This window comes from Streptomyces altiplanensis (assembly GCF_053591575.1).
Genome location: NZ_JBSFUB010000089.1, coordinates 13764 through 28584, shown reverse-complemented (window position 1 = coordinate 28584; position 14821 = coordinate 13764). Strand labels below are relative to the sequence as shown.

General features: G+C 72.8%; 7 protein-coding genes. 5 read left to right on the top strand and 2 right to left on the bottom strand.

What is annotated here, in order from left to right; translation table 11 throughout:
* Positions 1-261: 261 nt before the first annotated feature.
* Both ACWD0Y_RS28865 and ACWD0Y_RS28860 read right to left on the bottom strand, forming a co-directional pair.
* A complete protein-coding gene (locus tag ACWD0Y_RS28865; protein ID WP_450263263.1) occupies positions 262-2646 on the bottom strand; it encodes a SpoIIE family protein phosphatase in 2385 nt (794 codons plus the stop codon).
* A gap of 262 nt (positions 2647-2908) precedes the next feature.
* Complete coding sequence (locus ACWD0Y_RS28860) at positions 2909-3610, bottom strand: TetR/AcrR family transcriptional regulator (protein WP_450263262.1); 702 nt, start codon at positions 3608-3610, stop codon at positions 2909-2911.
* 118 nt (positions 3611-3728) lie between these two features.
* Between ACWD0Y_RS28860 and ACWD0Y_RS28855 the strand changes: the two genes are divergently transcribed.
* The 5 genes from ACWD0Y_RS28855 to ACWD0Y_RS28835 all read left to right on the top strand — a co-directional run bounded on the left by ACWD0Y_RS28855 (position 3729) and on the right by ACWD0Y_RS28835 (position 14517).
* Positions 3729-4664 (top strand): alpha/beta fold hydrolase, encoded by a 936-nt coding sequence (locus ACWD0Y_RS28855; protein ID WP_450263261.1) that lies wholly within the window; start codon positions 3729-3731, stop codon positions 4662-4664.
* A gap of 836 nt (positions 4665-5500) precedes the next feature.
* Complete coding sequence (locus ACWD0Y_RS28850) at positions 5501-6385, top strand: hypothetical protein (RefSeq protein ID WP_450263260.1); 885 nt, start codon at positions 5501-5503, stop codon at positions 6383-6385.
* Complete coding sequence (locus ACWD0Y_RS28845) at positions 6382-8448, top strand: vWA-MoxR associated conflict system protein (RefSeq protein ID WP_450263259.1); 2067 nt, start codon at positions 6382-6384, stop codon at positions 8446-8448. The genes ACWD0Y_RS28850 and ACWD0Y_RS28845 overlap by 4 nt, the downstream gene beginning before the upstream one ends.
* On the top strand, positions 8445-9401 hold the full coding sequence (locus tag ACWD0Y_RS28840) for an AAA family ATPase (protein WP_450263258.1): 957 nt from the start codon (positions 8445-8447) through the stop codon (positions 9399-9401). The genes ACWD0Y_RS28845 and ACWD0Y_RS28840 overlap by 4 nt, the downstream gene beginning before the upstream one ends.
* The gene (locus ACWD0Y_RS28835) at positions 9394-14517 is read left to right on the top strand and encodes an SAV_2336 N-terminal domain-related protein (RefSeq protein WP_450263257.1); all 5124 of its coding nucleotides are present in this window, start codon (positions 9394-9396) and stop codon (positions 14515-14517) included. The genes ACWD0Y_RS28840 and ACWD0Y_RS28835 overlap by 8 nt, the downstream gene beginning before the upstream one ends.
* The last annotated feature ends 304 nt before the right edge of the window (positions 14518-14821 follow it).

Below are 14821 nucleotides of genomic sequence, written 5' to 3'. Positions count from 1 at the left end.
GCCCGGGACGCGGGCGCCGAGATGCTGATGGTGCACCAGCCCGTCCATCCGTACGTCTCGGCGAGGCCGCCGCCGATCTGGAGGAGGCTGCGGCGGCTCGGCGCGCGGTGCTTGCTGTCCTGACCCATGAGGGGGCTCCTGCTGTCGCGTGGGGGCAAAAACGCTCAGGAGACGTACGGGAAGGGCCCCGGATAACAAAAAGTCGTACAGAGAAGTCTGCGGCCTGTTCACGGGCAGCGGCGGCAGAGACAGCCAGCGGCTTCAGGTGAAGATGCCTTCGAGCGGGGCTTCTTCCACGGGGAGCGGCTGCTCGGCCCAGATGGTCTTGCCGCTGCCACAGGGCCGGGACCCCCAGCGGTCGGTGAGCTGGGCCACCAGCAGGAGTCCACGGCCGCCCTCGTCATAGGTGCGGGCGCGGCGCATGTGGGGCGAGGTGCTGCTCGCGTCGGAGACCTCGCAGATGAGGGAGCGGTCGCGGATGAGCCGCAGCTGAATGGGGGCGCCGCCGTAGCGGATGGCGTTGGTGACCAGTTCGCTCACGACGAGTTCCGTGACGAACGACGCCTCGTCGAGTCCCCAGTCGGTCAGCCGCTCGGTGGCGTACTGCCTCACGCGGCCGACCACCGCGGGGTCGGAGGGGACGTCCCACACGGCCACCTGACCAGCGTCCAGGGCGCGGGTGCGGGCCAGCAGCAGGGCCACGTCGTCGGGTGCGTCGTCGGCGCGGTCGGGAAGCAGGGTCTTGATCACGTTGTCGCAGACGTCCTCGAGCGTGGCTGCCGGGGCCGTCAGAGCGGTGCTCAGGGCGGCGGTGCCCTCGTCCACGTCGAGATCGCGGGCCTCGACCAGCCCGTCCGTGTAGAGGGCCAGTACGGCGCCTTCGGGCAGCACCAGCTCGGTGGCCTCGAACGGGAGCCCGCCGACGCCGAGCAGCGGGCCCGCCACCACCTCGACGGCCTCGACGGTGCCGTCGGGGAACAGGACCACCGGCGGCAGGTGCCCGGCCGAGGCGATCGTGCAGCGGCGGGACACCGGGTCGTACACCGCGTACAGGCAGGTCGCCCCGATCTCCCCGCCCACCGAGCCCTCCTCGGTCGCCAGGTGCCCGACCAGGTCGTCCAGGTGCGTCAGCAGTTCGTCCGGCGGCAGGTCGACATCGGCCAGTGTCCATACCGCCGTACGCAGCCGCCCCATGGTCACGGAGGCGTGGATGCCGTGCCCGACCACGTCTCCGACGACCAGCGCCACCCGGGTCCCGGACAGCGGGATCACATCGAACCAGTCCCCGCCCACGCCCGCCTCGGAGCGCGCGGGAAGGTAGCGGGAGGCGAACTCGACCGCCGCCTGCGCCGTCATCGCCCGCGGCAGCAGACTGCGCTGCAGCGCCACCGCGGTGGTGCGTTCCCGCGTGTACCGGCGCGCGTTGTCGACGCACACGGCCGCCCGGCTGGCCAGCTCCTCGGCCAGGGACACGTCGTCCTGGTCGAAGGGGTCGGGGTGCTGTGGGGTCAGCTGCCGTACGAAGGCCGCCACCCCCAGCGTCGTACCGCGCGCCACCAGCGGTACGGCCATCATCGAGAAGTCGGCGGCGTCCAGCTCCCGCAGCTTGGCGGAGCGGACGTCGTGCCGCGCGAGCCACGTGTCGAGCCGTGGCTGCCCCACCCCGGTGAGCACGGCCCGGCCGGTGGCCAGCGCGCGGGCGGGCGGGGAGAAGGGCGGATAGACGTCCGCCGCCCCCAGGCCGATCGCCGCCTCCGGCACCCCGGGGTCGCGGGAACGGTGCGCGGCCCGGCGCATCTCCACATCGGCGCCCACCGGGCCGACGGCGGGCTCCTCCCCCCGGAGTACGGAGTCCAGCAGGTCCACGCTGACGAAGTCCGCCAGCCGGGGCACCACGAGCTCTGCCAGCTCGCGGGCGGTGTGGACCACGTCCAGCGTCGTGCCGATGGCGGTGGCGGCCTCGTTCAGTATGGCGAGCCGCTGCCGCGCCCAGTGCTGCTCGCTGCTGTCGAAGGCGGCCAGAGCGGTGCCCAGCAGCCGCCCGGAAGCGTCCCGCACCGGCCACATCTCGGTGTTCCACGCGTGCTCGCGCATTCCGGAGGGGGCGCGGGTGCAGCTCTCGTAGTGGACGGGTGCTCCGGTCTCCACCACCTCCCGCAGATGGCGCAGGAATCCCCGGCTGTGCTCGGCGTTCTCCGAGATGTCGAGGAAGAACCGGTCGCGGAGCTCCGCCTCCGCCACGCCCATGACCCGGCACGCCGTGCCGTTGGCCCGCAGATAGCGCTGCTCGGTGTCGAAGACGGACATGGACACCGATGCCTGCTGGAATGCCGCCTCCCCGACCAGCCGGCCCTGATCGTCCGGCGCCGCGGTCACCACGAAGCCCTCTCGCTCCCCCTGCTCCCCCAGCAGCGGGCACGCCCGGAGTGCGAGTTCCATCAGCCGGCCGTCCCGGTGGCGAACGGTCATCGTTGCGCCGTCCTCCAGGGCCCGCCGCGCCCCGCCGGGCACCCCGTCCGCCAGCAGCGCGCCGGCCGGCCGCCCGACCACCTCCGCGGCGGCGTACCCCGTCAGCCTCCGCGCTCCCTCGCTCCAGCCCGTGACGACGCCCCGTCCGTCGACCACCACCGTGGCGTCACTGGTCATCACCGCTCGCTCTCGCCCACCGGTGTCACCATATGTACAAGAATGATCCCACCGGGAGCAGCATCGAGCCAGGCCGGTGCCGATCGGGACGGCGGCCCCCGGGGGCCGTCCGCGTACGAGGTCCCCTTCGCCGTACGGCCGGGGATCAGGGGCCCCGCCGTCCCGGCCCCGCCGCGCTCCTCCGCCACCGCGCCGAAGGCCCGGCCCAGGCGCGGTGCGACTGGGCGCCCCGGCCGGCGGGACGCGCCGGGCGAAGCGCCCGTCAGGAAGGGTCGGGCGCGATGAGCCCGGTGAGCACCCGGCGCATCATCCGCTCGAACAGGTCCCGCGGGGCCTGTGCCGGGTCCGCTCCGGTGCGGTCGGCCATGGCGGCCGCGACATGCGGATGCCCGCCCCGGGAGGCCGCTTCGCCCAGATAGGCGGTCTGCGCCGCCTGGCGGCTCGCGTGTCCGCGGCTCGTCCGGAGTTCCGTCCGGGCGAACTGGGCGACAAGGGCGTTCATCAGAGCGACGATCTCCATCTTGACCCGCCCGGACAGCGGCGCGGGGGCCATCGCCCTCAGCGCGTACTCCAGGTAGTCCAGGCCCCGGGGGCCCAGCCGGAGAGGTTCCGGCGGAACGTCGGACAGCCAGGGGTGGCGCAGGTGGACCGTCTTGGTCCGGGACGCGAGGGCGACCAGGTCCTCGACGGGATCGCCGCCCAGCGGGACGTCGAGGCCGACCTCTCCCGCCACCGCGTCCGTCATCAGGTCGAGCAGGTCGTCGCGGCTGGAGATGTAGCGGTAGAGGGACGCCTGGCCCGTGCCCAGCGCCCTGGCCACCTGGCGCGTGGACACGGCCGCCAAGCCGCTCCGGTCCGCCAGCTCGACGGCGACAGCGGTCAGTTCCGCGCGGCTGTGCACAGCCGCGGGGCCGCGGGTGCCGCGTTCGGGCCGTGCCCAGACCGTCACGTGTTCCTGCGCCAAGTCGTCGGCCTCTCTCGTCCGGTCTCGTCCGGTCTCGTCCGGCACCCGGCCTCGCCGGCCTCGTGTCGCATCCCCTATATTAAATTGCGAACACTGATCGCAGTTATGGGAGGTCCTCATGTCCTCGTCATCGGCCGGCCCGTGGAGTCCGGTCCGCTGGGCCGAGAACGGCACGGTCCGGCTCGCTTTCGACCGGTGGACCGAGCGGGTGGACGGTGATCCGCTCCTGCTGGTCACAGGCCTGGGTGCGAACCGCCGGTGGTTCCCGGACGGGCTGTGCCGGATGCTGGCAGCGCACGGTTTCGCGGTTGCCCGTTACGACCAGCGCGACGGCGGGGAGTCGACCCACCTGCCGCCCACCGCCCCCCGCAGCCCCATCTCCGCGTTGTTCAGGAAGCGCGGAGAGGCGTACACCGCCGAGGACATGGCAGATGACACCGTCGCGGTCATGGACGCCCTGGGGTGGTCGTCGGCGCATCTGCTGGGTGTCTCGCTCGGTGGTGCCGTCGCACAGCGCGTCGCGCTACGGCACCCGGACCGTGTCCGGACGCTCACGTCCATGGCCTCCGTCCCCGCAGACGCCGCGGGCCTGCGGACCATGCGGTACATCCGGCTGAGGACCCTGGCGAAGTTCGCCGGCCTGAAGTTCCCCGACACCCCCGAGGGGAACATCGCGGCCGGCGTCGCCGTCTCCCGTCTCCTCGCCTCGCCGAACCGCCCCTTCGACGAGACGGCGGCCCGGGAAGGCGCCACGCGCAACATCGACGGCGGCGTGCGGGACCAGCAGGCGCAGGGCCGTCAGATCGGCGCGCAGTGGCACGGCCCGGAGATCGGCGCCATAACCCGGCCCACCCTTGTGCTCCACGGGGAAGACGACCCTCTCATCAAGCCCGGAGCGGGAAAGGTGATCGCCTCCCGGATTCCCGGCTCGCGCCTGGTCCTCCTGCCCGGAGTCGGTCATGAGCTTCCCGAGCCCGCGTGGGAGAGCGTCGCCACCGAGATCCGCGGACTGGCCGACACCGCCCGCGACCTGCCCGCGCGGCCCGCCGGCTGAAGCACCCGGCCCCGCCGGCACGGGCCCTCACCCGCCGTCTGAAGCACTCAGCGCACTCGTGCTGCTCGCGGATCCCCCGGCCATCGAGGCAGCCCATGAAGTCAACAACGTCTGGCGCGCCTCCTGAGGCTGTTGGGCGGGGCCGCGTCCCACCTGCCGGAACTCCCACAGCCGGATGGCTGCACCGCTGCTCGGGACACGGCCGCGCCGGGCTCGTTCCGCCTCGCGCCGTCTTCGCGTGGCCGGCGAAGAATCTCCGTAACCGGGTTGTTCCGTGCGCTTGTCCGGCTGCGCGTCCCGTTCCAGTGTCCCGATCCAGCGGGCGGGCCATCCGCAGCCGGGAATCCGAAAGCCTCTCGTGCCGGGCCCCGGTCCGCCTGCCCCGTCAACGGCATACCGGAAGACAGAAAGGCAGAGCGTGCGAGGAATCCCGGTCATCGGACGACGACTCGGAGCAAGGCGCGTCCGGGGCGCAGCACGGCTTGCTGACGGACATGGCCGCCGAGGCGGGAGCTTCGCTCAGCACCGTCTCCAAGGTGGCGCACCGGCGCCGTGACGTCGGCGCGGCGCCCCGGGCTCACGTCACTGATCGACCGGCTGTCTTCGCCGCCGGCGAGAGGGGTACCGGCTCCTCGGTGTCCCTCCGTGCCGACGGCACAGCATTGGCCGATTCACGCCCCGGGCCCGCGAGTTGTGGCTAGGGTTCAGCTGAGTGTCGGCGCAAGGGTGTTACGGGGGCGTGGGTGAGCGGTTCGGGTGCTACTCAACTGGTGTTCGTCCATGGGATCGGCGGGCTTCGGGACCCGGCGCGTGAACGCCGTGAGTGGCTCGAGGCCTTGGCCGAGGGAGCGCGCGGGGCTGGGCACTCCGACGCGGTTTCCGGGCTGACGCAGGGCTGGCTGGCGGAGGTGCGCTTCGCCGACTACAGCGACCTGTTCGCCGATTCCGAAACCCAGGGGGACGGAGCCGGGACGCTCGACGAGCAGGAAGACGCGGCTTTCATGACCGCGTTCGTGGAGGCACTGGTCGACGAGCTCGGCCGGCAGGCCCGGGAACGGGGGGACCGGCGGGCGGCAGCCGTGGTCGAGGACGCCCGCGCACAGTTGCCGGGTGACGCCGAGGCCGAGGAACAGGGCGTCGGAGAGCCGTTCCGCGTACTCGGGTGGGTGCTGACGACCCTGTTGCAGGTGCCGGGGCTGCGGGGGTCCGCACAGTGGGCGAGCGGTGCGCCGCTGCTGTGGCACCTGGCCCAGGTCGGGCGCTACCTCCGCAGGCGGGAGGCCGACAGCACCGGGCGCGCCCTGGACGTCCGGATCCGTGAGCGGGTGTTGAAGGGGACGGACCCCGGCCGGCCGCTGATCGTGGTGAGTCACTCGCTGGGCACCGTGGTCGCGTTCGAGGCGCTGCGCGACTACGACGGACCGGTTCCGCTGCTGATGACGCTGGGTTCGCCTCTGGCCACCGGGGCGGCGGTCCTGCAACGGCTGGTGCCGCAGCCGCCCCGCACCCCTGCCCGTGTGGAGCAGTGGCTGAACTTCTGGGACCGCGACGACATCGTGGTGGGCCGGCCCCGCCTCGAGAACTGGATGCTGCCCAACTCTTCGGGTGTCGTCCCGGTGACCGACCGGGTGGACTCCCACGGCCTGTGGGTCCACACGGCCACGAAGTACCTGCGGCAGCCGGCCGTCGCCGGCCGCCTGGTCGAAGCGCTGAAGAAGTGACCGACGAGCAACGCCGGCACGTGCTGGTCGTGGGTGCGCAGTGCACGGCCATGGGCTCTCTGTCCCGGCTGGAGGAGGCCGCCCGGGACCTGCATGCCGTGCTGACGGACCCGGCGCTCGGGGCGTGCACGCCCCGCGCCGGCGACCACGGCTCCTTCCTGGTCAGCTCGACGCTCGCCCCCGAGGACGTCCGCAAGGCCGTGCACGAGGCGGTGCGCCGGGCACGGGCCGACAACGCCGTGCTGGTGGTGGCGCTGCTCGGACACGGCTTCACCCCGCCGCAACAGGCCGACCTGTACTACATGGTCGCCGGGTCCACGACCGGCAGCACCATGTCCGCGGTGAACGTCGGCCAGCTGCTCACCGAGGCCGTCGACGAGCCCGGAGTCGAGGGCGTGATCGCCCTCATCGACACCTGCCACGCGGCCGGTGCGATGCCGGACGCGGGCAGGATCGCGGGCGGGGTCCGGGCTGGCCGTACGCGGCTGTCGGTCGTCACCGCCGCTGCGGCCGACCAGGCGGCCCGTGGCATGCGCCTGACCTTCGCTCTGGTCGAGGTGCTGCGGGAAGGGATCGCCGGAGCGGGCGCCACGGTGTACGCGGACGCGAGGCTCACCGAGAAACTGCGCAGCCGCACCGTCGGTCAGGCCGTCGGGAGATTCGAGTACGACAACGACCCCTTCGTCGCCGAAGGACTGTGGTTGGCCCGCAACGTGCGTTCCGCCCCCGGCACCGGAGGCGGCGTGGTGGGACCGGTGGGCCGGCGGGACCTCGAAGAGGCCGTGGCGATGTGGCGGGCCGACATGCGCCTGCCGGCACCCCTGACACGTGGGGATCTCGATGGACTGCACACATTCGCCCGGCAGGGTCAGGTGGACGACGCGACCGACCCGCACTGGCGCGACCGGGTCGGCCAGGTGGTGGCCACGCTCCTCCAGTGCGCCGAGACCGTCGCACTCCTCAACAAAGTACTCGCCGACGTCCTGACCAGTGGCTTGCTGCGTGAAGCGCGCCAGTTGGCGGGTCTGCCCCCCGAGGCGGAGGGCGCCGAGCTGCTGCGTGATCTGGTCGAGTACGCGGCCCTGCGCGCGGCGGGCGCCGATGAGCACCTGTGGAAGTCGCCCACCCGTTTCGCCGCGGCCCTCGCCCAGCTGTCCGGGGCCGACGACGTGGTCGCGCGGCTGCGGGAGTGGGCGCGGGACCTCGGTGCGGTCACCGAGTTCAACGACGCCTTGGCCGAGTTCGCGCAGAAGCGGCAGCAGGACGAACTCCGCCTTGTCGTCAGCCTGGCCGGCGCGTTGACCGACTGGCCCGAGGAAGTGGACGCCTGGCTGGTCGGCACCGGGGAGCGGCTGCCGGTGCACCAGCGCTTCCGGTGCGAGTCCGCGGACCGCTTCGGCGCGGGCCGGGCGATCGGTACGGCCCTGGCGTGGGCACGCCGCCGGCTCCCCTCGCCGGAACAACTGATCAACGTGGACGTCGCCGCCCCCACCCACCTGCTGGCGCGCTGGCAGCCCGAGGAGGCGAAGGTCGGCCACCGCCTGCTCGGGGTCAACCACGACGTCGTCGTCCGGTGGAGCGGCCGCATGGACCCGGCCGAGGAGAGCGCCGAGATGAACGACGCCGCCCGCAAGGCCCTGCGCGGAATGGCCACCTGCGCCACCGTGCCGGTGGAGTGGATCGGCGCGTCCGTCCTGGACAACCGGCAAGGGTTCGAACAGGGCCTCATGACCGGCCGGTACGACACCGCTGTCGGGCTCGACCACCATCCCGGCACCCTGCAGGACGTCCTCGAACAGCTGCTGCCCTACGCCCCGATCGTCCTGTGGCCGCGCCCGGGCACCCGGGTGGCCGGCGGCCGGCTACGGGCCCTGGTGAAGCAGAACTGGCACAGCCTCCCCGACGGCCTGGCCGCCGCCTACCGGCAACGGTGGTCCCGGGAACACGAAGGATGCGGGACGTGCCTGGGTGACGTACGCGCGGTCTGGCACGACGAGGCCTGGCTGGAATTCTGCCGACCCTTCGAACAACGCGTCGTGGCCGGCCCCGAGGAGGAGTGGTGACCTGGAAGCCTTATTACCGCGGGGACGGCGAGCGGCGGAACACTCCGCTGGCCGATCCGCCCCCGTGGCGGACGTTCCCGCGTACGCCGCAGCACCGGCAGTACCAGCCACCGCCCGGCCTCGTCGACGCGGTCAACACCGCTCTGCACCTGCGCCGGCCGCTCCTCGTCAGCGGACCGGCGGGATCGGGCAAGTCCACCGTGATCGAGCAAGTGGCACACGAGCTGAACCTCGGCCCCGTACTGCGCTGGCACATCACCTCCCGCAGCTCGCTGACCGAAGCCCTGTACCGTTACGACGCCCTGGGCCGCATCCACGCCCAGAGCCTGCGGGCGGCGATGACGCACGGCCCGGCGGGCAGGGCGGGACGCGGACGCAGCCGGGACGACATCGCCCCCTTCCTCCAACTCGGACCCCTGGGAACCGCGTTGCTGCCCGCGGAGCGACCGCGCGCCCTGCTCATCGACGAGATCGACAAGAGTGACCTGGACCTGCCCAGCGACCTGCTGGAGGTCCTGGAGCGCGGTGAGTTCGAGATCCCCGAACTCGTGCGGTACCGCCGCCCCCGCGTCCTGGTCCGCCGGTGGGACAGCGACGAGGAGCACGCCGTCGAGCGCGGGTGTGTGCGGTGCACGCAGTTCCCGTTCATCCTCCTTACCAGCAACGGCGAACGGGACTTCTCACCGGCTTTCCTGCGGCGCTGCATCCGCTACACCATGCCCCCGCTGACCGCCGAGCTGCTGCACGGTATCGTCCAGGCCCACTTCGACGACGTACCGGACGGCAGTGAGGACCTCGTCGAGACGTTCGCCGAGCGCGTCGCGACGGGTGAGCACCTCGCCATCGACCAGCTGCTGAACGCCGTGGCCCTGCTCACCGGCGACCAGGCCCCCCGGCAGGACCAGTACGAGGAGCTGCGTGCGCTGATCCTGCGTGAACTCTCCCGTGTCTGACGCCCTGACCCGCCTCCTCCGGGCGCTGAGCCAGGCACCGCTGCCTCCCGGGGCGGACGCGTGCACCCTCGCCGACGCGGTGTGGCTGGCGGCCTCCGGTGCCGTCGGCGAAGGCACGCTGCCGGCCCCGGCCGCACCTGCCGACGAGACGGCACCCGGCCCGGAATCCGACGTGCCGGCACGGCCTGACGGGGACGCGCCCGAGGACGCGGAGACCACCAGCGCCCCGGGCGCGGAGAACGCGGAGCTGTCCCTCCGCCGGTCCGGGTCGGGCACGACGGTGCGAGGCGCTCCCCTGTCCCTGGGACGCGCCGATCCGCTGCCGGACGCCCTCGCCGTCGGCCGTGCGATCCAGCCGTTCCGCCGGCCATGGCGGCAAGGCGGGCGCAGCCGGCTGGACGTCGAGGCCACCGTGGAGCACTACGCGCGCGGAGGCCCCCTGGTGCCGCTGTTCCGCCCCGCTCCGGAACCCTGGTTCGAGGCAGTCGTCCTCGTGGACTCCTCCCTGTCCATGAGCGTGTGGGAGGAGACCACGCGCACGGTGATCCGGCTCCTGACCACCCTGGGAGGATTCCGCGCCGTCCACACCTGGCGCCTGGAGTGGCAGGGCACCGAGCCGCGCGTGCGCGACCACCGCGGCCGCGAGGTTCCCGGCGAGCGCGTTCCCCACCACGGCAGCGGCACTCAGGGCAGACGGCTGGTCATGGTGGTCTCCGACTGCGCCGCCCGCGGCTGGCACGCCCCGGCCCCCTGGCTGCTCCTGCGCGACTGGGGCGGCCGGATCCCGGTGGCCCTGCTCGACCCGCTGCCTCCGCGTCTGTGGCGCCGCTCCGCCCTGAACCTTCCCGCCGTACGCGTCACCGGCAGCCGAGCCGGCGACCACAACAGCGCCCTCCGCTTCACGCCGCCGCCACGGCTGAGGACCCGCGCGGGTGAAGACCAAACCGCTGGGCCGTGGACCGCGCTGCCCGTCATGTCGTGCACCCCGCGCTCCCTGGGCGCCTGGGCGAGCACCCTCATGCGCGCCGATCCCGCCGGCTGCGGCGCCGTCCTCGTCCCCGCCACCGGCCGTCTTCCCCGGGCCCGCGGCGGCACGGCTCCCGCCCGGAAGCCCGATCCCGCGGGGCTGGCGGAAGCGTTCGTCCACACAGCGCCCGCCCCCGCCGTACGCCTGGCCGTCCTCTGTTCCGGCCTGCGGGAACTGCCCCTTCCCCTGCTGCACGTGCTGCGCGACCAGGCGGTGCCCGAGGCCGGCTACTCCGACCTCGCCGAGGTCCTGACCAGTGGCCTGTTCGCGGTACGACGCGACCCCGGCGGCGATCCGGTGCTGGCACTCCACTCCGCTGCCCGGGAGTACCTGCGCACGTATCTGACGACCCACGACGAGTGGCAGACCCGGGCCGCCTTCAGCCGCCACGCCGCCGCACACCCGTACGCTCCACAAGGCATCGCGGCCGTGCTGCACGGCATGGGGTCGGCGACCGGATTCCCGGCGGCGGAGCGGTCGTTCGCGGAGACGGTCACCGCACCGCGGCGCGCGGTGGGGGGCGGCCGGACGTCCCTTCGGAGCGGCGGCTCGCAGCGGAGGGCAGGCACCGCGCGCCCGGTCGCGCGCGGGGGTGACGCAGGAACAGCCGGTCCGGCCGACGAGGCATCGGCCGTCGCGCGGCGCGTCTGGGAGGAGACGCGGACCCTCATGGGTCCTGCCGCCGACAGCGCCCTCCAGGACGCCGAGACCCTTCTGCGGCACCTGATCGACTACACCTACTCCCGGCTGCCGGCCCCGCTGGGTGGCTGGCCGGGACCGGACACGTGCTTCGACGACCTGCGTGCGGCGAAGGGCCCGCTCACGCCCGCCGACCTGCTCGACGACCTCCGCGGGTTCCCCTCCGTCGAGGGCGTCGCCCTGGAGGGGCCCCCGCAGGACGACACCACGGGACGGGACCTGGTCTGGCATGCCTCCGGCGGACCCCTGCACGTCACGGTCGCCATGCACACGGCGTTCTCGTGGTCGCGTGCCACCGCCGCCGTGAGCACCGCCCTCGCGGCCGGCGCGGCGGTCCCCTCTCCCGTGGAATTCATGGTGTTCCTCGACGAGGTGGACAAACCCGGAGGTCTTGAGTCTCTGGACCGGTGCGTGATGCTGGTCGAGCGGAAGGCCCCTCGGCAGAGCGTGGCGGTCCTGCTCCGCCTCCAGACCCGATACGGCAGAGCTCCGCTCGACAGCCGAGCCGCACTGGCCGACACCTTGCGCGCACTGCACAGCCGAGCCGGCGGCCCGACGCACTCGAAGATGATTCAACAGGCCGCCCAGGAGTCGCCCCCGGTGTCCCTTCGGGCCGGCACGCTGTACGAGTGGTTCACCGGACGGAGCGTTCCGGCCGACGAACAGGCCTTCGGCTGGCTGACGCGTCATCTCGCGCGGCGTGCCGGTCTGGAGGGCGACGGCGACTGGTCACCGTTCCGGCTCGCCGCGTTGCGGCATCACGCGGAAGGGGAGGAGCACCGGCAAGGCGGCGGATCGTCCGTGCGCAGGGAACGGCTGGGGCGCCCGATCGCCGAACTCGTCGAAGAGGCCGAGAGGATGGAACTGCCGCCGTACGTCGAGCGGAGTTACGACCCACTGCTACGGGACGTCGTGCGGGACTGCGCCGCCGGGGCGAGCGGAATGGTTCTGATCATCGGGCCGGCAGGCTCCGGCAAGAGCCGGTCGAGCGTGGAAGCGGCGCGTCTGCTGCCGCACGACTGGTGGCTGTGGGAACCCGATTCGAGCGCCGAGCTGGCCGCAGCGCTGGACGCCCCGGCTTCGATCGGCCCGCGCACCGTGATGTGGCTGGACAACGCGGAGCGCTACCTCCTCGACCAGTCGGACGGTGGCCGGGGCGAGCGCATCGCGGCCGGGCTGAGGACACGTCTGCGCGAGGCCGACGGCGGCCCCGTACTCGTGCTGGGCTCTCTGAGGACCGATTACTGGAACGTCCTGACGACCGTCCCTGCGGCCGCCGGCGCCGATCCTCATCCGCAGGCTCGCGCCCTGTGCGAAGAGAACCTGATCCTCCACGGCCTGCCGACGATTGGCACCGACGAGATCGAGAGGTACGTCTCCGGACCGGCCGCCGCGCGCGCCGTCGTGGACGCCGCGATCGACGCCCGCCGCTGCGGACACGGCCCGGTGGTGTCCGGCGCCCTCCTCGCTGAGGCAGTCCTCGATTACCTCGACAGTCAGACGCCCCCGCCCGTTCCGGGAGACTTCTCTGCCGGCATCCTGGCCGGCATGGGCCTGTCCCGCGTGCGGCCGTCGGCGGGCGAGGCGGAATCCTCGCCGGCGTACTACCGGCTCTCGGACGACATCGAGCGGTACGGAGGTGAGTCCCGCCACCGCCCCGCCCCGCCCGAAAGCCTGTGGGACGCCCTGGCGAAGCACGCGTCGGCCCCGGATCTGGAGGCCATCGCCCGGACCGCGCGGGAGCGCGGCGACACACGGCGTGCCGAGCGCTTCCGTGCGCTCGCGGATTCCGCCCGAAGACTGCGTGAGGCGTCCGCCGCTCACGAGAAAGCCGCCCCCGCTCTGCGTAAGCTGCTCCAGCGCACCGACCTCACCGGAGCGGAAGCACGGGCAGCCGCCGACCAGGCTCTGGCCTGGCTGCGCGCCGACGAGGGCACGGAGAGCGCCCAGTACGTCCTCAACGGCCTGCTCCCGCGCACCGGCCTGTCTCCGGAGCAGACGGCCGAGGCGGTTCAGCACGCGCTGGACTGGCTGCATGTGCACGGAGACACCCAGGACGCGGCGTTCGTGCTGGCCCCTCTTCTCGCGGTCACCGGCCTGCACGAGAACGAGGCACGTCAGGTCGTGGCGCACGCCGTGGAGTGGCTCGACGTCCGTGGGGAGAGGGAGTCGGCGCAGTTCGTGCTGCGCCCCGTCCTCCGGCGCCACGATCTGTCGGACGAGCAGGCCCACGTGGTGGCGGACCGGGCGTTGAACTGGCTGGACCTGCACCGCGGCCGCCTCTCGAACCAGTTCGTCCTGAGTGCCGCACTGCGCAGACGCGATCTGGCTCCGGAGCCACGGACGCGGTTCGTCACCCTCGGTATCGACTGGCTCCAGGAGGTCGGCACCGACTCCTCGGCCAAGTTCGTCCTGCGTCCCCTGCTGCAGCGCACCGACCTCACCCCCGGGGAGGCAGGTGTGGCCGTGGCACTGGCGATGGACTGGCTGCGGGCTCACGGCACCACCCGCGAAGCCCAGTTCGTTTTCAACGCCCTGTTGTACAGCCGGGGCCTCGGTACGGAAGAGGTGCGGGAGGCCGGGCAGATGGCGCTCGACTGGCTGCGCGCTCACGGCAGCGACCGTTCGGCCCGGTACGTGCTGCGCCCCCTGCTGGAGCGCACCGACCTGGGGCCGGAACTGTCTGCGCGGGCGGTGGAGGCGGGCACGCAGTGGAGTCGCGCCCGTATCGACGGGGGAGAATCGGACGGGGGCGTCCAGAGGCTCTTGAACCGGCGCGCCGCTGCTCCGGGCTCCGTGCGCAGTTGCGTCGTCCTCATCGCCGAGATCGCGAACTTCGCTGACGCCGGGGCCGCGGACCAGACCGGCCGGCAGCGCGCCCTGCATGACGTCCTTGCCCAGGTCCTCGGCAACGTGTCCGACGTGCCCAGCGAAGGCCGTCACACGGGGGACGGCGAGGCGATCGTGTTTTTCCCGGACGAGACGCGGCGCACCACTCTGGTCCGGGATCTGCTCCGGCACCTGGAAGGCACCTTGCACGACCATGCCGTGACCGGGACGCTGAGACTGCGCGTCGCTCTGCACGGTGGCGAGGTCGGCAGGGACGAGCGGGCGTGGCACGTGCAGGCGATGGTGACAGCGAACCGGCTGGTGGGCTCTCCGGCGCTGCGTGCCGCTCTGGAGGCGGGCAGTCGCTCGCCCGTGGCCGTGGTGGTGTCCGACGAGCTGTTCGGTACGGCCTTCCCCGAACGCAACGATCTGGCCGGTCTCTTCCGCCCGGTATACGTCAGGACGAAAGAGAGCGTCGAGAAGGCATGGATCTCGGTCGCCGGATACGGGGAACCGCCCGGCGTCGAGGCATGGACCCGGTCCCCCGCGGCGGGCCCGTAGGACAGGGCCCGCTCAGACGGTCGGCGCGTGGCTCCGGATGCCTCTTCGGCGAGCCGGGGCAGGGCGCGCATGTCGTCGAAGGTCACGGTGTGGGAGCCGGTGAGTCTGTCCGTGGGGCTCAGGCCCGTGGTGTGGACACGAACCTGCCTGCCGCGCGTGCGGCCTGTACTCCGGCTGGGCTGTCTTCGGTGACGCCGCACCGGGTTACACGACGTACGCGTCCCCTCGCCCGGGCGTCACCTGCTGGAGACGCCTCAATGGCTGCGCGGTGGTTCCTGAAGCGCGCCCCGGCGCCGTCCGCGGC